This window comes from Stenotrophomonas nitritireducens, assembly GCF_050984405.1.
GTDB lineage: Bacteria > Pseudomonadota > Gammaproteobacteria > Xanthomonadales > Xanthomonadaceae > Stenotrophomonas > Stenotrophomonas nitritireducens_B.
Genome location: NZ_CP158790.1, coordinates 3,425,386 through 3,445,440 on the forward strand (window position 1 = coordinate 3,425,386; position 20,055 = coordinate 3,445,440).

At 71.2% G+C, this 20,055-nt stretch carries 18 protein-coding genes and 2 pseudogenes; 12 read left to right on the forward strand and 8 right to left on the reverse strand.

The features are described 5' to 3' along the window. The first annotated feature begins 3 nt into the window (after positions 1 to 3). The 9 genes and pseudogenes from ABTV91_RS15295 (at position 4) to ABTV91_RS15335 (ending at position 9,486) form a co-directional block, all read left to right on the forward strand. Entirely contained in the window at positions 4 to 729 is a 726-nt protein-coding gene (locus ABTV91_RS15295) for a tetratricopeptide repeat protein (protein ID WP_433852185.1), read from the forward strand. A 7-nt stretch (positions 730 to 736) separates the two neighbouring features. After that, entirely contained in the window at positions 737 to 1,414 is a 678-nt protein-coding gene (locus tag ABTV91_RS15300) for a Fe2+-dependent dioxygenase (RefSeq protein WP_433852186.1), read from the forward strand. A 145-nt stretch (positions 1,415 to 1,559) separates the two neighbouring features. After that, the gene (locus ABTV91_RS15305; RefSeq protein ID WP_433852187.1) at positions 1,560 to 1,973 is read left to right on the forward strand and encodes a hypothetical protein; all 414 of its coding nucleotides are present in this window, start codon (positions 1,560 to 1,562) and stop codon (positions 1,971 to 1,973) included. Positions 1,974 to 2,084: 111 nt separating this feature from the next. Continuing rightward, positions 2,085 to 4,511 carry a TonB-dependent receptor domain-containing protein gene (locus ABTV91_RS15310; protein WP_433852188.1) on the forward strand — a complete coding sequence of 809 codons (2,427 nt, stop codon included), beginning with the start codon at positions 2,085 to 2,087 and terminating at the stop codon, positions 4,509 to 4,511. 144 nt (positions 4,512 to 4,655) lie between these two features. Continuing rightward, a complete protein-coding gene (locus ABTV91_RS15315) occupies positions 4,656 to 5,303 on the forward strand; it encodes a PepSY-associated TM helix domain-containing protein (protein ID WP_433852189.1) in 648 nt (215 codons plus the stop codon). Between the two features lie 26 nt (positions 5,304 to 5,329). Then, positions 5,330 to 5,848 (forward strand): DUF2271 domain-containing protein, encoded by a 519-nt coding sequence (locus ABTV91_RS15320; RefSeq protein ID WP_433852190.1) that lies wholly within the window; start codon positions 5,330 to 5,332, stop codon positions 5,846 to 5,848. A 25-nt stretch (positions 5,849 to 5,873) separates the two neighbouring features. Then, on the forward strand, positions 5,874 to 6,728 hold the full coding sequence (locus ABTV91_RS15325; protein WP_433852191.1) for a DUF4198 domain-containing protein: 855 nt from the start codon (positions 5,874 to 5,876) through the stop codon (positions 6,726 to 6,728). 175 nt (positions 6,729 to 6,903) lie between these two features. Then, positions 6,904 to 7,875, forward strand: a complete 972-nt coding sequence (locus tag ABTV91_RS15330) for an FAD:protein FMN transferase (protein ID WP_433852192.1) — start codon at positions 6,904 to 6,906, stop codon at positions 7,873 to 7,875. Then, positions 7,872 to 9,486 (forward strand): annotated as a pseudogene (locus tag ABTV91_RS15335) (sulfite reductase subunit alpha). Before ABTV91_RS15330 ends, ABTV91_RS15335 begins: the two are co-directional and overlap by 4 nt. 169 nt (positions 9,487 to 9,655) lie before the next feature. On the opposite strand, the gene ABTV91_RS15340 reads toward ABTV91_RS15335, so the two are convergent. From ABTV91_RS15340 to ABTV91_RS15350, 3 genes are all read right to left on the reverse strand, one after another. Further along, entirely contained in the window at positions 9,656 to 10,042 is a 387-nt protein-coding gene (locus ABTV91_RS15340) for a DUF1801 domain-containing protein (RefSeq protein ID WP_433852193.1), read from the reverse strand. Between the two features lie 75 nt (positions 10,043 to 10,117). Next, positions 10,118 to 10,711, reverse strand: coding sequence for a HutD/Ves family protein (locus ABTV91_RS15345; protein WP_433852194.1), 594 nt, complete (start codon positions 10,709 to 10,711; stop codon positions 10,118 to 10,120). A 180-nt stretch (positions 10,712 to 10,891) separates the two neighbouring features. Next, positions 10,892 to 12,625 (reverse strand): 3-hydroxybutyrate oligomer hydrolase family protein, encoded by a 1,734-nt coding sequence (locus ABTV91_RS15350; RefSeq protein ID WP_433852195.1) that lies wholly within the window; start codon positions 12,623 to 12,625, stop codon positions 10,892 to 10,894. 213 nt (positions 12,626 to 12,838) lie between these two features. On the opposite strand from ABTV91_RS15350, the gene ABTV91_RS15355 reads away from it, so the two are divergent. Beyond that, on the forward strand, positions 12,839 to 13,636 hold the full coding sequence (locus ABTV91_RS15355; RefSeq protein ID WP_433852196.1) for a 3-hydroxybutyrate dehydrogenase: 798 nt from the start codon (positions 12,839 to 12,841) through the stop codon (positions 13,634 to 13,636). Positions 13,637 to 13,749: 113 nt separating this feature from the next. Further along, the gene (locus ABTV91_RS15360; protein WP_433852197.1) at positions 13,750 to 14,412 is read left to right on the forward strand and encodes a response regulator transcription factor; all 663 of its coding nucleotides are present in this window, start codon (positions 13,750 to 13,752) and stop codon (positions 14,410 to 14,412) included. Between the two features lie 10 nt (positions 14,413 to 14,422). Here ABTV91_RS15360 and ABTV91_RS15365 read toward each other — a convergent pair whose 3' ends face one another. From ABTV91_RS15365 to ABTV91_RS15375, 3 genes are read right to left on the reverse strand one after another with little or no spacing between them, the layout of a single operon-like run. Beyond that, the gene (locus ABTV91_RS15365; protein WP_433852198.1) at positions 14,423 to 14,845 is read right to left on the reverse strand and encodes a DUF6691 family protein; all 423 of its coding nucleotides are present in this window, start codon (positions 14,843 to 14,845) and stop codon (positions 14,423 to 14,425) included. Next, entirely contained in the window at positions 14,842 to 15,255 is a 414-nt protein-coding gene (locus ABTV91_RS15370) for a YeeE/YedE family protein (RefSeq protein ID WP_433852199.1), read from the reverse strand. Before ABTV91_RS15370 ends, ABTV91_RS15365 begins: the two co-directional genes overlap by 4 nt. Next, entirely contained in the window at positions 15,252 to 16,142 is an 891-nt protein-coding gene (locus tag ABTV91_RS15375) for an MBL fold metallo-hydrolase (protein ID WP_433852200.1), read from the reverse strand. Before ABTV91_RS15375 ends, ABTV91_RS15370 begins: the two co-directional genes overlap by 4 nt. Before the next feature lie 80 nt (positions 16,143 to 16,222). On the opposite strand from ABTV91_RS15375, the gene ABTV91_RS15380 reads away from it, so the two are divergent. Continuing rightward, positions 16,223 to 16,555 carry an ArsR/SmtB family transcription factor gene (locus ABTV91_RS15380; RefSeq protein WP_433852201.1) on the forward strand — a complete coding sequence of 111 codons (333 nt, stop codon included), beginning with the start codon at positions 16,223 to 16,225 and terminating at the stop codon, positions 16,553 to 16,555. 15 nt (positions 16,556 to 16,570) lie between these two features. Here ABTV91_RS15380 and ABTV91_RS15385 read toward each other — a convergent pair whose 3' ends face one another. Together ABTV91_RS15385 and ABTV91_RS15390 are read right to left on the reverse strand one after the other, a co-directional pair. Then, entirely contained in the window at positions 16,571 to 17,230 is a 660-nt protein-coding gene (locus ABTV91_RS15385) for a response regulator (RefSeq protein ID WP_433852202.1), read from the reverse strand. Between the two features lie 311 nt (positions 17,231 to 17,541). After that, positions 17,542 to 19,938 (reverse strand): annotated as a pseudogene (locus ABTV91_RS15390) (PAS-domain containing protein); the annotation flags it as partial. Between the last annotated feature and the right edge of the window lie 117 nt (positions 19,939 to 20,055).

Genomic DNA, 20,055 nt, shown 5'->3' on the forward strand with positions numbered 1-20,055 from the left:
CCGATGTCCGAACCCACCGCCCCGCTCCTTGACGCCGATGCGCTGGCCGCACGGCTGCAATCCGACCCGCAGGCCGCTTTCGCCGGCGTACGCGCGGCGGCGCTGGCCGGACAGGTCGCCGCGCAGCTGCTGCTGGCGCAGATGTACATGGAAGGCAAGGGTGTCGCGCAGGACGCCGACGCGGCGCTGCTGTGGTACGAAACCGCCGCCAACAACGGCGACGCGATGGCGATGAACATGCTCGGGCGCTGCCACGAACTGGGCGTCGGCACCATTGCCGATCCCGCGCTGGCCGCCGTCTGGTACCGCCGCGCGGCGGAAACCGGGCTGGACTGGGGCATGTACAACCATGCCAACCTGCTCGCCACCGGGCGCGGCGTGGCGCAGGACCGCCGCCAGGCGCTCGATCTCTATACCCGCGCCGCCCACCTGGGCCACGCCAAGTCGATGAACCTGCTGGCGCGCCACCTGGAGGATGGGCTGGAAACCGCGCGCGACCCGCAGGCCGCGCTGGACTGGTACCGGCGCTCGGCCGAGGCCGGCGACTTCCGCGGCCAGGCCAATTACGCTTCCATCCTGCTGCAGAAAGGCCGGCTCGACGAAGCGCTGCCGTGGCTGCGGCGCGCGCTCGCGCACGGCAGTCCCGCGTTCATGGCCCATATCGTCCCGGAACTGGCCGCGTCGCCGCACCCGCGGGTGCGGGAACTGGTCGCCCACCTCGCAGGCTGAGGATCCCATGCTGCTGCACATCCCCAACGTACTGACTCCCGAACAGGTCGCCGGATTCCGCGCCCGGCTCGATGCCGCGCAGTGGACCGACGGGCGCGAGACGGTCGGCCACCTCGGCGCGCAGGCCAAACGCAACGAGCAGCTGCCGGAGGACTCGCCGCTGCGGCGCGAACTGGGCGAAGCCATTCTCGTCGCGCTGGCCAGGAACCCGCTGTTCTTCAGCGCCGCATTGCCGTTGAAGTACCTGCCGCCACGCTTCAACCGCTACACCGGCGGCGGCACCTACGGCTTCCACGTCGACGGCGCGGTGATGAACCTCTCCCAGGGCGAGCAGCTGCGTTCGGACGTGTCGTGCACGCTGTTCCTCAACGACCCGGGCGAATACGACGGCGGCGAACTGGTAGTCAGCGACACCTACGGCGAGCACGAGGTGAAGCTGCCGGCCGGCGACCTGATCCTGTATCCCTCCAGCAGCCTGCACCAGGTCACGCCGGTCACGCGCGGCGCGCGGCTGGCCTCGTTCTTCTGGGTGCAGAGCATGGTGCGCGACGACGCGCGGCGGCGCATGCTGTTCGAGATGGACACGTCCATCGAGACCCTGCGCCGCGGCAACGCCGACGCCGGCGCGGTCCTGCAGCTGACCGGCGTGTACCACAACCTGCTGCGGCAATGGGCCGAGGTCTGAGCGCGGTGTCCCGCGTGCGGCCTGACCTGCGTCAAGCCACCCTTAAATGAAACAAATTCTTATTTGCATAAGATAACGAATCCCAACTACAATTGAGCGACAACGCCGGCCACCTGGCCGATGCCTTGCGCCAACGGGGATTCGAGTGCGCCACCTGCTCCAGCCATGCCGCCTGCCAGCCTTCGCGCATCTGCGCGCCGGCCTGCGTGCGCCGATGCTGGTACTGCTGGCCCTGTTCTCGATGCTGTTGCCCGGCTCGCCGGGCGGCGCACTGCTGACCGCAACGGCCGGACTGGCCGCCCATGCGCCCGCCAGCGGCGAAGAAAGCCCGGCCGGCGAATCCGCCGAACGGGAAAACCCCGCCAAACTCCGCCGCGCAGCCTCGCTGCCAGCGCCCCGCATGGCTGGGAACCGCCCCGCCCCGCCGCATCCGGCGGCATGCGCGGACGATAAGGCAGTCGCCGTGCGCTCCACCCTCCCGGCCGCCGCGCCGGCCTCCCCGGACGCCACGCCCGTGCGCTGGCGGCTGCAACGCAGCCAGGCGCCTCCGCTGGCCTGACCGGCGGCCGCGGCACCGCGGCGGGCGTCCATCTCCCTCCATTACCTGCCGTGGCGCCCGCGTGCGCCACCGGCCGGCCACGCCTTTTCCTTTCGTTCCCCGAGGTCACCCATGGCTCTGCGCCATCGTTTCCGCGCGCCCGCCGCGCGCACTTCCCTTGCCATCGCCCTGCTGGCCGCCATGTCGTTCCAGGCGCAGGCGTCCGGCGTACCGGCCGGCCAGCCGGCCACGCTGGACACCGTGGTGGTCACCGCCTCGGGCTTCGAGCAGAAGATCACCGACGCGCCGGCCAGCATTTCGGTCATCACCCGCGAGGAGCTGGCCAAGCGCCCCTACATGACCCTGCTGGACGCGGTACGCGACCTTGAGGGCGTGGACGTGGGCGAAACCCGCGACAAGACCGGCCAGGGCACCATTTCCATGCGCGGCATGGGCTCGGACTACACCCTGATCCTGGTCAACGGCCGGCGCCAGAACAACCACGGCGACATCTATCCGAACAACTTCGGCGGCAACCAGTTCAACCACATCCCGCCGCTGGACGCGATCGAGCGCATCGAGGTGATCCGCGGCCCGATGTCCACGCTGTACGGCGCCGACGCCATGGGTGGGGTGATCAACATCATCACCAAGCGCACCCTCGACGGCTGGCACGGCTCGGCCAGCATCGCCCGCACCGCCGAGACCAGCGACGAGTTCGGCGACGACAGCACCGTGGATTTCTTCCTCACCGGCCCGCTGCTGCCCGGCGTGCTCAACCTCAGCGCCCGCGGCAGCTGGTACGAGCGCAAGGCGTCCAACCCGACCTATGCGCCGGTCACCGATCCCGCCGGCGGCCTGCACACCCGCCCGCTGGGCTTCGGCAGCGGCGGCAAGACCGTGGACAACACCAACAAGGCCGGCGGCATCACCCTGACCTGGATGCCGGCCGACAACCAGACCGTGTCGCTGGACTACGACACCTCGCGGCAGGAATACGACAACAGGATCAAGATCAACGACAGCGGCGTGGAGGAGTACCCCGTCGGCACCGTGGACAACATCAACAGCGTCTGGCGCGCCTCCAACTTCTGCCGCGGCGCGGCCGGCGCCAATGCCAATGCCTGCCGTGCGAACGGCGGCACCTGGGCGCGCCGCGCCGATCCGCGCGTCGGCTACAGCCCCTCGCAGGAGTTCACCCGCGACACCTGGGCGCTGACCCATGAAGGCCAGTGGGACTTCGGCAACAGCTTCGTCTCGCTGGCGCACGTGGCCACCAACAACGACGGCCGTACCCTGCCGTTCACCGTGGCCGAGCGCGAACAGCTGCTGGCGATGATCGACGGCGCCGGCCCGTACGCCGGCATGGGCCTGGCCGAGCGCCGCTCGCTGGCCGAATCCACCTTCCTGCCGCGCCCCAAGCGCACGCTGGAGAGCGCGCAGTACACCCTGGACGCCAAGCTCGACATCCCGTTCCAGGCCGCAGGCGAGCACACCCTGGTGGCCGGCACCCAGGTCATCCGCGGCGAACTGACCGATGGCGTGTTCGGCACCGAGAAGGGCACGCCGGGCCTGAAGCAGGAACACGACATGTACTCGCTGTTCGTCGAGGACAACTGGAAGGTGAGCGCGCCGCTGACCCTCACCGCCGGCCTGCGCTACGACGATCACGAAGTGTTCGGCAACCACCTGAGTCCGCGCCTGTACGGCGTCTACACCCTCGGCGGGCAGTGGACGGTCAAGGGCGGCATCAGCACCGGTTTCAAGACGCCCAGGACCACCGACCTGTACGACGGCGTCACCGGTTTCGGCGGCCAGGGCACCTCGCCGTTCTTCGGCAATCCGGACCTCAAGCCGGAAACCAGCACCAGCACCGAACTGGCGGTCTACTGGCAGCACCCGCGGGGCCACAACTTCAACGCCACCCTGTTCCACAACCGGTTCGACGACAAGATCGACAGCCAGCCCTGCGGCGCCGGCCTGGCGCTGAGCTGCACCAGCAGCGGCGAATACGCCGAGCTGGGTTATTCGAGCAGCAACCGCACGGTGAACATCGACGAAGTCGTGATCCAGGGCGCCGAGCTGGCCGGGCGCTGGACGATCAGCGAGGCCTTCGGCTTCCGCGCCAACTACACCTTCACCGACAGCGAGCAGAAGAGCGGCGCGGAGAAGGGCCTGCCGCTGGGCAACAGCGCGCGGCACATGGCCAACGCCACCCTCGACTGGCAGGCCAGCGACCGCTTCAACGTGTTCCTCACCGCCGAGGCGCGTTCCAGGCGCTACCGCGGCGTCAGCGCGGTCACCGGCCAGGAGCTGTACTACAAGGACTACACGGTGCTGCACCTGGGTGCGTCGTTCGAGGCCACCCGGTGGCTGACGGTCAACGCGCGCATCAACAACCTGCTCGACCGCGATTTCACGACCTACCAGACCTCGTTCAACGACCTCAACGGCAACGGCATCTACGGCGACGTGAGCAACGAAGTGCTGTTCGAGGACGACTACAACAACAAGGACAAGGCACGCAGCGTCTGGATGAGCGTGAACATGCGCTTCTGATCCGCGGGCCGCGGCCGGGAGTGCCGGCCCTCCTCTCCGGGGGCCGGCTTCCTCCGGCCGCGGCGGCAGGGATACAGAGCGATACAAATTGCGAATCATTCTCATCAATGTTCTAATTCCATCTCTTTCATCCGCACCACGCACGTGTCCGCCGAACGCTCCCCCGTCGATCTCGTCCAGCAGCAGGCCAGCCGCGGCTTCTGGCTGCGCACGCTGCACCAGTGGCACTGGATAAGCTCGGCGGTGTGCCTGATCGGCATGCTGCTGTTCGCCGCCACCGGCATCACCCTCAACCACGCCGCGAAGATCGAGGCCAAGCCGCAGGTGACCACCCGGCAGCTGGAATTGCCGGCGCCGCTGCTGCGGGCGCTGGCGGCGCCGCACGAGGACGGCAACGCGCCGCTGCCCGCCCGGGTCGCCGACTGGCTGTCGCGCGAACTGGACGTGGCCATCGGCCGGCGCGCGGCCGAGTGGTCGCCGGAAGAGGTCTACCTGTCCATGCCCGGCCCCGGCAGCGATGCCTGGCTGAGCATCGACCGCGAAACCGGCGCGGTGGAGTTCGAACGCACCCGCCGCGGCTGGATCTCGTACCTCAACGATCTGCACAAGGGCCGCAACGCCGGCCCGGGCTGGGGCTGGTTCATCGACCTGTTCGCCGTGGCCTGCCTGGTGTTCTGCATCACCGGTCTGTTCCTGCTGCACCTGCATGCGCGGCAGCGGCGCATGACCTGGCCGCTGGTCGGCCTGGGCCTGCTGATCCCGCTGCTGATCGCCCTGCTCCTCATCCACTGAACACGCTTTCCCTACGGAGTCGCACCATGCGCGTCACCCTGACCATCGCCCTGAGCGGGCTGCTCGCCGCCTCGCCGGCGGCCTACGCCGCGAGCCTGGACATCAACGTCGAGATCCCCAAGCTCAACGTGGCCGAGTACCACCGCCCCTACGTGGCGGTGTGGATCGAGGACGCCGGGCAGAAGTCCGCGGCCAACCTGTCGGTGTGGTACCAGCAGACGTCCAACGCCGAAGGCCACGGCACCAAGTGGCTGCCGGACCTGCGCCAGTGGTGGCGCAAGAGCGGCCGCACCCTGCAGGTGCCGGTGGACGGGGTGACCGGCCCGACCCGCCCGGCCGGCAAGCATGCGCTGCGCTTCAGCGACAGCCAGCCGCAGCTGCGCAGCCTGCCCGCCGGCCAGTACACGCTGGTGGTGGAGGCCGTGCGCGAGGTCGGCGGCCGCGAGCTGCTGAAGATTCCCTTCGAGTGGAAGGGCAAGGCCGGCAACGGCACCGCCCAGGGCCAGAGCGAACTCGGCCTGGTCACCCTCGCCATCAAGCCCTGACGTTCCGAACAAGGAGAGACACGCCATGAAACGCACCACCCTGCTCGCCGCGCTGATCGCCGCCACGCTTCCGTTCTCCGCCCTGGCCCACAAGCAGTGGCTGCTGCCCTCGTCCACCGTGGTCGCCGGCAACGACGTGTGGGTCACGGTCGACGCGGCGGTATCCAACCAGCTGTACTACCCCGACCACGTCGCGATGCGCCTGGACAACGTCGCCATCGCCACCCCGGACGGCAACGTCCTGCGGCCGCAGAACCCGGCCACCGGCAAGTACCGCAGCGTGTTCGACGTGCAGCTGGCGCAGGAAGGCACGTACCGCATCGCCAACCTCAACAGCGGCCTGTCCGCGCGCTGGGACACCCCCGAAAGCCTGGCCGCGGCCAAGGACAAGCCGGCGGCCGCCGGCACGGGCGGCCCGCGCGGCGGCTTCCTGCGCAACGCCACGCCCGAAGACCTGGCCACCAAGATCCCGAAGGACGCGCAGAACCTGGTGGTCACTGAAGGCATCGGCCGGGTGGAGACCTTCGTCACCAAGGGCAAGCCGAGCAGCATCGTGGCCGTCGGCAAGGGCCTGGAGCTGGTGCCGGTCACCCATCCCAACGACCTGTTCGCCGGCGAGGAAGCCACCTTCAAGCTGGTGGTCGACGGCAAGCCCGCCAGCGGCCTGGAAGTGGAGATCGTGCGCGGCGCCACCCGCTACCGCAACGCGCAGGACGAGATCAAGGTGACCACCGGCGCCGACGGCAGCTTCAAGGTGACGTGGCCGGAAGCGGGCATGTACTGGCTGGAGGCCTCGACCACCGACGACAAGACCAGCGCCCCGCAGGCCAAGCAGCGCCGCCTGAGCTACGTCGCCACGCTGGAAGTGCTGCCGCAGTGAAGCAGGAACAGGGGGAGAGGAACGAGTAAAGGTCACGGCGGCGCTGGCTCGCTTCCTCTCTCTCCGTCGCAAAGGCCGGTTCTTCACCATCATCTCCGGCAAGAGCAGGAGCGAGCTCCGCTTTTGCCTTCTCTCGTTCCTCGTTCCTCTCCACTCGTTCCTAGCCCCACCGTCCATGCTCCCCACCGAAATCGCCGCCCTCGGCGGCCACACCATGGGCACCACCTGGAGCGTGAAGCTGGTGGCGCCGCGCGACCGCGACCTGCATGCGCTGCATGCCGGCATCCAGGCGCAGCTGGACCGCGTGGTCGCGCAGATGAGCACGTGGGAGCCAGCCTCGGACATCAGCCGCTACAACCGCGCCGCCGCCGGCAGCTGGCAGGTGCTGCCGGACGATTTCTGGCGCGTGCTGCGGGCCGCGCAGACGGTGGCCGAACGCAGCGATGGCGCCTTCGACCCCACCGTCGGCCCGCTGGTGGCGCTGTGGGGTTTCGGCGCCGCTGCCGCGCGCCAGCGCAGGCCCGACGCAACGCAGCTCGCCGAGGTCGCCGCGCGTTGCGGCTGGCAGCGGCTGCAGATGGACGCACGGGCGCAGGCCGTACTGCAGCCTGGCGGCCTGCAGCTGGACCTGTCGGCGATCGCCAAGGGCCATGGCGTGGACCTGGTCAGCGACTGGCTGCGCGGCCAGGGCATCGATGCCGCGCTGGTCGAGGTCGGTGGCGAACTGCATGGTCGCGGCCGCAAGCCGGATGGGCAGCCCTGGCGCGTGCTGGTCGAATCGGCGCCGGAGGAAGACGCCGGCGCCGACCATCCGCCGCGCGTGCTGGCGCTCGACGATCTGGCGGTGGCCACTTCCGGCGACCGCTGGCACCGCTACGAACACGACGGCGTGAGCTACAGCCATACCCTGGACTCGCGCCGGCATGCGCCGGTGACGGCCGCGGCCGCCGCGGTCACGGTGATCCACCGCGAGGCGATGCTGGCCGACGCCTGGGCCACCGCGTTGACGGTGATGGGCGCGGACGAAGGGCTGGCCTTCGCCGACCGGCACGGACTGGCCGCGCGTTTCGTCCAGCGCGGCGACGGCGGCCCGGTGGAAACCCTGTCGCAGGGCTTCCGGCAGCATCTGCAGGCCGGCAACGCATGAACGGCACCCGTTCCGCGCGCGCCCTCGCCGGCAACCTGGCGGTCGTTTTCCTGCTGTTGGCGAGCGCCGGCCTGCTGCTGCGCCTGCACCTGGGCGAGGACTGGTGGCTGGCCGCGCCGCTGCCGCCGCGGAGGTGGTTCGCGCTGGCCGCCCTGCTCGCCTACGCCGCGTGGTGCGCCGCGCTGTGGTGGCGCGCGCGTCCACGCCAGGACGACGCCGGCGACACCGGCGCGCCGCCGCTGCTGCTGCTGGTGGCTGGGCCAGCCAGACCGGTTTCGCCCAGCAGCTGGCCGAACGCACCGCGCAGGGCCTGCGCGACGGCGGCCGCAGGGTGCGCGTGCGCGCGCCCTCGACCAGGTCGACGCGGCGCTGCTGGCCGGTACGCGCGAGGCCTTGTTCATCGCCAGCACCACCGGCGAAGGCGACCCGCCGGACCATGCGCTGGCCTTCCTCGGCCAGGTGATGCGGCAGCCGCTGGCGCTGCCGGAACTGCGCTACGCGGTGCTGGCGCTGGGCGACCGCAGCTACGACCACTACTGCGCGTTCGGCCGCCAGCTGGACGACTGGCTGCGCCGGCACGGCGCGCGGCCGGTGTTCGATACCGTGGAGGTGGACAACGCCGATCCCGCCGCCCTGCGCCACTGGCAGCAGCTGCTCGGCCAGTTCGGCGACGGCAGCGTGCAGGCCGACTGGAGCGCGCCCGACTACCAGGCGTGGCTGCTGCGCAGGCGCAGGCAGCTCAATCCGGGCAGCGTCGGCGGTCCGGTGTTCCACCTGCGCCTGCAACCGGCCGATGGCGACCTGCCTGCCTGGCAGGCCGGCGACATCGCCGAGATCGGCCCCCGCCACGCGGCCGCCACGGTCGAGCACTGGATGCTGCGCCACGGACTCGACCGGCAGGCGACGCTGGCCGATGGCCGCGCGCTGTGCGACGTGCTGGCCGCCTCGACGCTGCCCGACACCCCCGCTTCCACCGACGCGGACGCCTTGGCCGCGACGCTGCAGGCCTTGCCGCACCGCGAATACTCCATCGCTTCGCTGCCGTCCGAAGGCAGCCTGCAGCTGCTGCTGCGCCGGCAGGCGCATCCGGACGGAACCCCGGGCCTGGCCAGCGGCTGGCTGTGCGAGCACGCCGCCATCGGCGAACGCATCGACCTGCGCCTGCGCGCGAACGCCAATTTCCACCCACCGGCGGAGGACGCGCCGCTGGTGCTGGTCGGCAACGGCACCGGCATCGCCGGCCTGCGCGCGCACCTGCGCGCGCGCATCGACGCCGGCGCGCGGCGCAACTGGCTGCTGTTCGGCGAACGCAACCAGGCCCATGACTTCCACTTCGGCGAGGAACTGGAGCAGTGGCGGCACGAAGGCTGGATCGAGCATCTGGATACGGTGTTCAGCCGCGACGGCGGAACCCACCGCTACGTGCAGGACGTGCTGGCCGCGCACGCCGACCGGCTGCGGCAGTGGGTGGACGAGGGCGCCACCGTGCTGGTCTGCGGCAGCCTGCAGGGCATGGCGCCGGCGGTGGACGCGGTGATCGCGCAGGCGCTGGGCGACGACCGCAGGGACCAGTTGGTCATGCAGCGGCGCTACCGGCGCGATGTTTACTGACAGATACGAATGAAGCAGGGAACGGCGGGGCTGCCCGCCGGGATGTGAGGGGTAAAGGCCCACGCGGAGCAAGCCCCGCCTCTTCGATCCGCATCAGCGCAGGAGCGTAGTGCCGGGCTTGCCCGGCACATGGCTTTATGGGTGATGTTCCATCGGGGCGCTGCCGCCTCTACGGCAGCAGCGCGATCCACTGCCTGACCAGCGCCACCACCGCGGCCTGCCTGGCTTCCAGTTCGGCGGCATCGCGGAACTCCAGCAGGGCGCGGTCCGGTGCCAGCCAGGTGAGCAGGCCGTCCGGATCGGCGATGGCGTCCGCCGGCAGGCTGTGCTTCTTCGTTCCCAGGTGCAGGACCAGGCGCACCACGTCGGGCCTGCGCAGTTGCATCGTGGCGAAGTGCCCGGAGGTGTGGAAGCTGGGCGCGTTCCACTTCACCGCTTCGCCGATCGACGGATCGACCGCCAGCAGCAGGGCGCGCAGCGCGTGTATCGCCGGCGCCAGCGGATGATCCAGCGCCTCGATGAACGCAGCGACATCCGTCGTCGTGGCATTGCTCATCGCTGCTCCCCGCACGCCTGGTCGGCGCCATCATCGGCCGCGCCGCGCACGCCTGTCCACGTTGTCCGCGCTGCGTCAGCCGCCGGCCGGCGTGACCCGTATCGCGAGCAGTTCCCCGCCCCCGTGCAGCGCATGCCGGCGGCGTTCGCCGGCACCCAGCCAGGCCGTGTCGCCGGCCTGCAAGGGCGGCAGCGCCGGATCCTCGAAGGCGGCCTGGCCGGCCAGCAGGTGGACCGCCCACGCCGCCTGCGGTTCGCTGAAGAACAGCATGCTGCCGACCAGCGGCCGGTGCAGCAGTTCGGCGTGCAGGTCCGCGCGCCGCCACATCAGGTTGAAATCGCGGGTGGCGCCATCGACCAGTTCGCCGGTCAGCGCTTCCTCGCCGGCGAAGCGCAGCCGCTGGTGCGGCGGCAACAGGGTTTCGCAGCGGCCGTCGGCGAAACGCAGGCGCAGACCCTCGCCCTCCAGCAGCACCAGTTCGCGTTCGATGCCGGGAAACGCGGAGAACGCCGCGTCCTGTTCGATCTCGGCGATGGACAGGCGCAGCTGCCAGTCGCCCTGCCCGGGCAGGCGCAGGATTTCGCGGGTCCAGCCCAGGCCGTTGCGCCACCGCTCGCGGTGATAGGTGGCGGCCGGGATGACGCGGGAGGGAGTGGTCAGGATGTCCATCGCGGCATGATGCCAGCGTTGCGCGCAAGAGCGCACTGGGAGGGGCGGCGGAACTCGCCCTTGTAGCGATGCCAGCGCCGCGCGCAGGAGCGCAATTGCAGGAGCGCACTTCAGTGCGCGATGAGGCTTTACCGGGAGAGCCACATCGCGCACTGAAGTGCGCTCCTACAGATGTTCGCCTCATTCGGGGATGGCGAGATCGGCGGCACTCAACGGCTTGCCCGCGCGCGGCGTGGTTTCGATCACCGCGTCCGCCGGCAGCGGGGTGCCCTTGTCCAGGCGCGCCTGCACGCGGTCCAGCGCGGCATATACGTAGGGCAGCAGCGGCAGGTAGCGCGCGCCGTAATCGGGCAGGCCGAGGAAGCCGTCGAAGTGCTGCACGTGGCGCACCTGCCAGTAGTTCACCTCGCGCCCGGCCGCCTTGGCCGCGGCCACGTACGGCGCGCTGCTGAACGCCGGCGGGATCAGGCCATCGTCGGTACCGTGCACCACCATCACCGGCAGGCCCTTGCGCGGCAGGCTGGCGCGGGTGGCCTGGATGCCGGCCTGCACGCGGCGCGCGTCCTCGCCCTGTCCGTCCCACAGGCCACGCAGGCATTTCAGGCCGGCGTAGGTCAGGTCCGGCAGCTGCACCTTGCGGTCGAGCAAGCCGACGCCGGCGCCCGGCGGAATGCCGCCGCCGTCGGCGATCCAGGCTGCGCGCTCGGCGGCGGTGGCCGCGCGCGGCGAGAAATCCGGGTTCTGCGCGGCGAAAGCAAAGCCGCAGGGATGCTCGCCCACGCCGTAGCGGCCATAGGCGGAGGCATAGGTGGCGGCGACCGCGCGCCACAGGTCGAAGCCGGTAGACAGCGCGCCGGCGCGCAGCGCGGCGTCGGTCCAGCCCCTGCTCAACATCAGTTCGTAGGCGGCCTTGGCCTGCGCCGCCGGCGTGGCGCCGGCAATGACGCCCTCGGCCGCCAGCGTGGCGCAGCGCACGGTGGCGCCGGCCTGCAGCGCGGCGGTGAGCGGCGGCTGCGGCAGGTTGGCCATGTGCAGTTGTGCGCACGGCATCAGCAGCGCCGCCTCGGTGGCGTAGTCGTACAGCGCGCGCGCGCCGGGACCGTCGGACAGCACGCTAGGTTCGCCGGCGACCACCGCGTCCAGCCAGTCGCCTTCCATCTCGGCGGCGCGCAGCACCGCGCCGCCGCCGTTGGAGATGCCCACCGCGATGACCCGGGTGTTGGCGAAGGTGAAGGGCGCGGCCTGCGGAAACGCCTGGTCCAGCGAAAGCAGCGCGAACTCGGCGGCCTGCTTCACGTGGCGGCCCCAGTCCGCCTCCGGGTTGTCCCGGGAGTGGGCGTGCTTGAACGCCACGCCGGACGCGTTGACCGGCGCATCCGGCACGAAGGCCAGGTCGGCGACCTCTCCCAGCGCGCCGACCATGCCGTTGGCGCGCACGCCCATCTGCGCGTCCAGGTCGAAGTAGTCGCTGCCCGCGCCCTTGTCGGTGTAGACCACCGCGCAGCCCCTGGGCAGGCCCCAGGCCGCCGCCACCGACACCGCGCCGTAGATGCCGCGCGAACCGGAAGCCGGCGCCACCAGCACGCAGCGCCTGCCGGCGTCGAAATTGTCCGGCACCTGCGCCAGCACGCGGTGCGGCTGCTTCGCGCCGGGCAGGCGCGCGTAGGCCGAATATTCGCGCCCCGGCACCGGCGCCAGGCTGCCGAACAGTTCGCCATAACCGCCGCCCGGCGCGAGGTCGGCGATGCCGCGCCAGCTGCCCCACAGCGCGCGCCGGCGCAGTTCGTCCACGGTGGGCGCATTGGCGTCGGCGAAGGCCGGCGGCGCCATGCTGCGCAGTCCGGCCAGGCCGAGGCCGGCGGTCAACAGGTCGTCGTCGCCGCGGTGTTCGCTGCGCAGTTCGTTGCTGAACATGGAAGACTCCACGGACTTGGACGCGGGAGCGCTGGCGCACGACGCCAGGCCGAGTCCGACGATGAGGCCGCAGGCGGCGCGCAGGACGGAGATAGTCATGCCGCAACACTAGCAGAGCGTCCTGCCCGTCCCATCGTACTTTCGTACCACGCGGCGCTTACGTTCCGGCTGCTACGTTCTGCAGCCTTCCCCACCTCGTTTTCCGGAGTTTCCATGGACCGTTTCCTGCAGGGCCGCACCGCGCTGGTGACCGGCAGCACCTCGGGGATTGGACTTGCCATCGCCCAGGCGCTGGCCGCGGCCGGCGCCCGCGTGGCGATCAACGGCCTGGGCACGCCCGAGCAGATCGACGCCGCGCTCGCCAGCGTCGCCGCGGCAGGCGGGCAGGCGCGCCACTTCGGCGCCGACCTGCGCAACCCGGCCGAGATCGAGGCGATGATGGCCGCGGTGCAGGACTGGGGCGCGCTCGACGTGCTGGTCAACTGCGCCGGCATCCAGCACGCCGCACCGCTGGCCGAGCAGCCCGCCCAGAAGTGGGACGACATCATCGCCATCAACCTCAGCGCCGCCTTCCACACCATGCAGCAGGCGCTGCCGGGCATGGCCACGCGCGGCTACGGCCGGGTGGTCAACATCGCCTCGGTGCACGGGCTGGTGGCGTCGAAGAACAAGGCGCCCTACGTGGCCAGCAAGTTCGGCATCGTCGGCCTGAGCAAGGTCGCGGCGCTGGAGTACGCGGCGGCCGGCAGCCGCGACAGCGGCGGCGTCACCGTCAACTGCGTGTGCCCGGGCTGGGTGGAAACGCCGCTGATCGAGCCGCAGATCCAGGCGCACCGCAACGGCGGCAGCCGCGACGACGGCGTGCGCGCCCTGCTGGAGGAAAAGCAGCCCAGCCTGCGCATGTCGCTGCCGGAAGACATCGCCGCGATGGTGGTGTGGCTGTGCCGCCGCGAGGCGCACAACCTCACCGGCGCGGCGATGCCGATGGATGGTGGGTGGACTGCGCAGTGAAGCCAGGAACGAGTGGAGAGGAACGAGGAACGAGTGAAAGCAGTGCAATGCTTGCTTTCGCCTCGGCCTTTGCCTCTACTCGTTTCTCGTTCCTCTTCACTCACTCCTCGCCCATGCCCAGCCTGCTGATCGCCGACGACCACCCGCTGTTCCGCGCCGCGCTGCGCCAGGCCGCGGGCGAGGCGGTGGCCGACCTGCAGGTACGCGAGGCCGAATCGCTGGAAGGCGTGCTGGCCGCGCTGGATGCCGCGCCGGAGACCGACCTGATCCTGCTCGACCTGCACATGCCCGGCAACCACGGGCTGGCCGGGCTGGCGGCGATCCGCGCCCAGCACCCGGGCGTGGCGGTGATCGTGGTGTCGGCCAACGACGACCCGCGCGTGGTGCGGCGCGCGCTCGACCACGGCGCCGCCGGCTACCTGCCCAAGAGTTCGGGGCTGAACGAGCTGCGCGAGGCGATCCGCAGCGTGATGGCCTGCGAGCAATGGCTGCCGGCCTCGCTGCGCGCGGCGGTGGCACGCGCGCAGTCCTCCAGCCACGACAGCGAACTGGCCGCGCGCCTGGCCAGCCTGTCGCCGCAGCAGTTCCGCGTGCTGGCGCTGGTCGCCGAGGGCCTGCTCAACAAGCAGATCGCCGACCGCCTGGACGTGCAGGAACGCACGGTCAAGGCGCACCTGTCGGCGATCTTCGAGCGCCTGGGCGTGCGCAACCGCACCCAGGCCAGCGTGGTGCTGCGCGAGCTGGAACTGAGCGACCCGGCAAAACAGGCCGTCTAGGAACGGCGGATCAGTGCCCGCGCAGCAGGCGGTGCAGCGCCATGCCCGCCAGCATCGCCGGCACGAACCACAGCGCTTCGGGCGACAGCACGCCCAGGCCCACCAGCGCCGGCCCCGGGCAATAGCCCGCCAGCCCCCAGCCGATGCCGAACACGCCCGCACCGACCAGCAGGCGGGCGTCGACGCTGCGCAACTGCGATACCTGGAACCGTTCGGCCAGCACGGGCGCCGGACGTCGCAGCACGAAGCGGAACAGCAGCATCGTGGTACCCACCGCGCCGCCGAGCACGAACAGCAGCGTCGGATCGAACGCGCCAGCCACGTCCAGGAAGCCGAGGATGCGCAGCGGGTCGGTCATGCCCGACACCGCCAGCCCCAGGCCGAACAGCGCACCGGCCAGCAACGCCGCCAGCAGGGTCCGGATGCCGCTCATGCCACATGCCTCACGATGTAAGTGGTGGCGATCGCGGTCGCCATGAAGGCCAGCACCGCCGCCAGCGAGCGCGGCGACAGCCGCCCCAGCCCGCAGACGCCATGGCCGCTGGTGCAGCCATTGCCCATGCGCGTGCCGAAACCGACCAGCAGCCCGGCGACCACCAGCAGCGCCGGCGGAAATCCCTGCCGCGGCGCATACGCGCCCGGCACCCACCACAGCCATGCCGCGCCGGCCCCGACCAGGCCCAGCAGGAAGGCCAGCCGCCACGCCACTTCGCCGCGCTGCGGCAGCAGCACGCCGCCGACGATGCCGCTGATGCCGGCGATGCGTCCGTTCAACCACAGCAGCAGCGTCGCCGCCAGGCCGATCAGCACGCCGCCCGCCAGGGCAGCAGGCCAGGCGCTCATCGCGCGACGCCCATCTGGTCCAGCGGCAGGCGGAAGTAGCGGATGCCGTTGGCGTCCGGCTCCGGCAGGCGCCCGCCGCGGATGTTGACCTGCAGCGCAGGCAGGATCAGCCGCGGCACCGGCAGGGTCGCGTCGCGCTGCTGGCGCTTGTGCACGAACGCCGCCTCGTCGACGCCGTCCCCCAGGTGCGGGTTGTTTTCCCTCTGTTCGTCGATGCGGGTCTGCGGCAACGCGTCGCGGCGGTCGCCGGGATAGTCGTGGCACAGGAACAGGCGCGTGTCCTCCGGCAACGCGAGGATCTTCTGGATCGACGCGTACAGCCGGTGCGCGTCGCCGCCGGGGAAGTCGGTGCGCGCGGTGCCGGTATCGGTGGCGAACAGGGTGTCGCCGATGAAGGCGGCATCGCCGATCACATAGGTCAGGCTGTCATCGGTATGGCCGGGCGTGGCGATCACCCGCGCGTCCAGCGTGCCGATGCGGAAGCTGTCGCCATCGACGAACAGCCGGTCGAACTGGCGGCCGTCGGCGATGAATTCGTCGCCCAGCCCGAACAGGGCCTTGAAGCGCTCCTGCACCTGGACGATGCCGCGCCCGATCGCCACCGGCGCATGCAGGATGTCGGCCAGGTAGCCGGCGGCGCTGAGATGGTCGGCGTGCGCGTGGGTTTCCAGTATCCACTCCACCTTCAGCTGCCGTTCGCGCACGAAGGCCAGCAGCGCGTCGGCCGAGGCGGTGCCGATGCGCGCGCCGGCCGGCTCGTAGTCCAGCACCGGGTCGATGATCGCCGCCGAACCGGCCAGTTCGTCGTACACGACATAGCTGAAGGTGCCGGTGTCCTTGTCGAAGAAGGCTTCGACCAGAGGGGAAGGTCGTGGAGTCGGATGCATGGTAGTGGCCGCTTTGTAATTTAGGTTTTTCTAAATTAAATTCTCCCCACCCGAACCACAAGCCCCAACCCGACGCACGCATGAACACGCCCGACCTGGACATCGCGCAGATGCAGGCCCATGCCGAACAGGCCGCGCAGCTGCTCAAGGCCATCGCCCACCCGGCGCGGCTACGCGTGCTCTGCCGTCTGGTGGAAGGCGAGGCGTCGGTGGGCGAACTGCAGGCCGGCGTCGGCCTGTCGATGTCGGCGCTGTCGCAGCACCTGGCGGTGATGCGCGAAACCGGGCTGGTGACCACGCGGCGCGAGGCGCAGACCATCTTCTACGCGCTCGCCGACAGCCCCGCGCTGGGCGTGATGCAGGCGCTGCACGACGCCTATTGCGGCAGGCAGAAGCGCAGGCGCCCGGCGTAGGCGGGGAAGCCGCCGTTACGGCGACGGCGCCTGCGCCACGGCACGCGCGGCCAGCAGCCGGTCCATGATCGATTTCAGCGCCAGCGGCCGCACCGGCTTGTGCAGCAGGGTCAGGCCCTGCTCCAGCACCTCGCGGCGCGTGGCCAGGCTGTCGTCGGCACTGAGGATCAGGGTCGGCCGCGCGCCGAAACGCGCGCCCAGCCGTGCCTGCAGCGCGGTGCCGGTATCGCCGTCGTCCAGGTTGTAGTCGAACAGCCACAGCGCCGCCGGTGCGGCCTGCATCGCCGCGAACGCGCCGGCGTCATCGGCCGCCTCGGCGACGACGTCGTAACCCCAGCCGCGCAGCAGCGCCGCCAGCCCAACCAGCGCCGCCGGGTCGTTGTCCACCACCAGCACGCGGATCGGCTCGCGCGCCTCCACGGTTCCGTCCTGCGCCGGCACGGCGGCGGCGTTGGCGCGCGACGTCGGCGCCGGCACCATGCCCACCGCCACCGAGAACACGGTGCCCTGGCCCTCGCTGCGCAGCCGCAGGGGCGCATCCAGCAGGCCGGCGATGCGGTCGGCGATGGCCAGGCCCAGGCCCAGCCCCTGCCCGCCGCTGTCCTCGCCGCGCCGGAACTCCTCGAAGATGCGCCGCTGCTCGCCCTCGGCGATGCCCGGCCCGGTGTCGTGCACCTCGATGCGCAGCCGTCCACCGTCGCGGCGCGCACGCCCAGCAGCACCCCCCCCCGCGCCGTGTAGCGCACCGCGTTGGCCAGGAAGTTCTGCAGCACGCGCCGCAGCAGCTGCGGGTCGCTGTCCACCCAGGCGCGGGTCGGCACGTAGCGGAAGCCCAGCCCGCGCGCCGCGGCCAGCGCGCGGAACTCCGAAGCCAGCGGATCGAGCACCTCGGCCAGCGGCATGTCGCGCGGCTGCGGCACCAGCCCACCGGCTTCCAGCCGCGACATGTCGAACAGCCCGGTCAGCAGCTGCGTGGTCGAATCCAGCGCGCCGCGGATCTGCACCACCGCCTGCCGCTGCGGCGCTTCCTCCACCTGCTGCGCCAGCGTGTCGGTGAACAGGTGCGCGGCATGCAGCGGCTGCAGCAGGTCGTGGCCGATGGCGGCCAGGAAGCGGCTCTTGGCGTCGTTGGCGCGCTCGGCCTCGCGCTTGGCCGATTCCAGCAGCGCGGTGCGCTCGCCCACGCGCTGCTCCAGCGTCTCGTTGCTGCGCATCAGTTCCTGCTCGGTGCGGCGGAACTCGGTGACGTCGGTGAAGGTGGCGACGAAACCACCGCCGGGCATCGGGTTGCCGCGGATCTCGACGATGCGGCCGTCCGGGAATACGCGCTCGGTGAGGTGCGCGGTGCCGGCGCGCATGAACGCCAGGCGCCGGTCCACCGCGCGCTCATCGCTGCCGCGCTGCGGCATCGCCTGCAGCGCCCAGCGGGTCAGGTCCATGATCGGCCGGCCGACCTGCAGCAGCGCGTCGGGAAAGCCGAACAGCTGCGCGTACGGGCGGTTCCATGCCACCAGCCGCTGCTCGCGGTCGATCACGCTGATGCCCTGGCTCATGTTCTGCAGCGCCGCCTGCAGCACCTGCTGGTTGAAGCGCAGGTCCTGCGAGGCCTCGCTGACGATGGCCGCGACCGTGGCCAGTTCGCCGCTCTCGCGGCGCGCGGCGTCCAGCAGCAGCCGCGCCGAGGCCGCGCCCAGCACCGCGGACAGTTCGCGCTCCACGCCGGCCTCGGTCGCCGCCGGGACCGGCCCCTGCCGCGGCGCATCGGCGAGCAGGCGCTGCACCTTCTCCCACGGCAGGAAGCGGCGCCCGGCATCGCGCAGCGCGTCGGCATCGAGATTGCGGCGGGTACGGTCGGGCGTATCGCGCCGCCAGACCATCGCCAGCAGCGTCACCGCCGTACCGACGAACAGGCTCGCGCCGACCGCGCGCCCCAGCGGGCTCCAGCCGGTCAGGCCGAACAGCGCTTCCGGCGCCAGCCAGCGCCAGCCCAGCGGCCCCTGCGCCAGCCAGGCCGGCACGTGGCCGCCGCTTTCCAGCAGCGTCGGCAACAGCAGTACCCAGGCCCAGGTGGCGAAACCGGCCAGCACGCCGGCGATGGCCGCGCGCGGCGGCGTCTGTGGTCGCCAGATCGCGAAGCCCAGCACCGGCACCAACGTGGCCATCGCCGAAAACGAGATCGCGCCGATGTCGGCCAGCACGTTGCCGCCGCCGATCGAGCGGCTGTACGCCCAGGCCAGCAGCATGATCACGCAGATGCCGGCGCGCCGCAGCCACACCAGCTCGCGGCGGTGGTCGCCGCCGGCGCGCGCCCAGGTGCTGCGCAGCAGGCCCGGCGCGAACCAGTGGTTGCCGATCATCAGGCTCAGGGTCAGCGTGCTGACCACCACCATGCCGGTGGCCGCGCTCAGGCCGCCGAGGAAGGCGAACAGCGCCACCCCGGTGTGCCCGGCCGAGAACGGCAGCGCCAGCGTGTACATGTCGCTGGGCACGCTGTTGCCCAGCAGCGCGCCGCCGGCCCGCGCCAGCGGCAGGATCGGCAGCGCGATCAGCAGCAGGTACAGCGGGAACAGCCAGCGCGAGGTGCGGATGTCGGCCGGGTCGCGGCACTCGACCACGCCGACGTGGAACTGGTGCGGCAGCAGGAACATCGCCAGCGCGCCGAGCAGCACCAGCGGCACGAAGCCGCCGGCCGGCGCATCCGCCGCGGGTGCCGGCGGCGGCACCGCCACCCCGTCCAGCCCGAACCAGACGAAGGCGCCCAGCGCCAGCATCGCGCCGAGCTTGAACAGCGATTCGGCGGCCATCGCCAGCACCAGCCCGCGGTTGTGCTCGGACACATCGGCGCGGCGCGCGCCGAACAGCATCGCGAACAAGGCCATCGCCAACGCCACGTACAGCGCGCTGTCGCGCCACGGCGCGGCGTCCTGCACGGCGTCGGCCGAGCGCAGGGTGAGCATGCCGAAGCTCATCGCCACCGCCTTGAGCTGCAGCGCGATATAGGGAATCAGGCCGAGCGCGGCGATCAGCGTCACCGTCGCCGCCAGCCACGCATCGCGCCCCAGCCGCGCGGCGATCAGGTCGGCCAACGAGGTGGCGTTGGTCTCGCGCGCCAGCCGCACCAGCCGCACCATCATACCGATGGCCAGCGCGTAGAACAGGATGGCGCCGGCGAAGGTCGGCGGCAGCGGCCAGCCATAACGCGCGGCCTGGGTCACCGTGCCGTAGAACGTCCACGAGGTGCAGTGCACCGCCAGCGACAGCGCATAGACATGGCGCCAGTGCCGCGCGAACGCAGTCGGCCGGCGCTCGCCGTACAGCGCGACGCCGAACATCAGCACCAGCCAGGCCAGCCCTGCCAGCACCACCGTCACCAGACTCAACATGCGTATGCGTTCCCCGTGTGCATGGCGGGCAGGATACGGCGCGCGGCCGGCGGGGAGGAACCGCACCGCGCGCCAGTCCCCGTAGGAGCGGCTTCAGCCGCGATAGGGCATTCCCGA

Excerpts from the sequence above, each read along its gene's own strand:
- ABTV91_RS15295 (WP_433852185.1), top strand. The coding sequence starts at position 4 with ATGTCCGAACCCACCGCCCCGCTCCTTGACGCCGATGCGCTGGCCGCA.
- ABTV91_RS15300 (WP_433852186.1), top strand. The coding sequence starts at position 737 with ATGCTGCTGCACATCCCCAACGTACTGACTCCCGAACAGGTCGCCGGA.
- ABTV91_RS15310 (WP_433852188.1), top strand. The coding sequence starts at position 2,085 with ATGGCTCTGCGCCATCGTTTCCGCGCGCCCGCCGCGCGCACTTCCCTT.
- ABTV91_RS15320 (WP_433852190.1), top strand. The coding sequence starts at position 5,330 with ATGCGCGTCACCCTGACCATCGCCCTGAGCGGGCTGCTCGCCGCCTCG.
- ABTV91_RS15325 (WP_433852191.1), top strand. The coding sequence starts at position 5,874 with ATGAAACGCACCACCCTGCTCGCCGCGCTGATCGCCGCCACGCTTCCG.
- ABTV91_RS15330 (WP_433852192.1), top strand. The coding sequence starts at position 6,904 with ATGCTCCCCACCGAAATCGCCGCCCTCGGCGGCCACACCATGGGCACC.
- ABTV91_RS15340 (WP_433852193.1), bottom strand. The coding sequence starts at position 10,042 with ATGAGCAATGCCACGACGACGGATGTCGCTGCGTTCATCGAGGCGCTG.
- ABTV91_RS15345 (WP_433852194.1), bottom strand. The coding sequence starts at position 10,711 with ATGGACATCCTGACCACTCCCTCCCGCGTCATCCCGGCCGCCACCTAT.
- ABTV91_RS15350 (WP_433852195.1), bottom strand. The coding sequence starts at position 12,625 with ATGTTCAGCAACGAACTGCGCAGCGAACACCGCGGCGACGACGACCTG.
- ABTV91_RS15355 (WP_433852196.1), top strand. The coding sequence starts at position 12,839 with ATGGACCGTTTCCTGCAGGGCCGCACCGCGCTGGTGACCGGCAGCACC.
- ABTV91_RS15360 (WP_433852197.1), top strand. The coding sequence starts at position 13,750 with ATGCCCAGCCTGCTGATCGCCGACGACCACCCGCTGTTCCGCGCCGCG.
- ABTV91_RS15365 (WP_433852198.1), bottom strand. The coding sequence starts at position 14,845 with ATGAGCGGCATCCGGACCCTGCTGGCGGCGTTGCTGGCCGGTGCGCTG.
- ABTV91_RS15370 (WP_433852199.1), bottom strand. The coding sequence starts at position 15,255 with ATGAGCGCCTGGCCTGCTGCCCTGGCGGGCGGCGTGCTGATCGGCCTG.
- ABTV91_RS15375 (WP_433852200.1), bottom strand. The coding sequence starts at position 16,142 with ATGCATCCGACTCCACGACCTTCCCCTCTGGTCGAAGCCTTCTTCGAC.
- ABTV91_RS15380 (WP_433852201.1), top strand. The coding sequence starts at position 16,223 with ATGAACACGCCCGACCTGGACATCGCGCAGATGCAGGCCCATGCCGAA.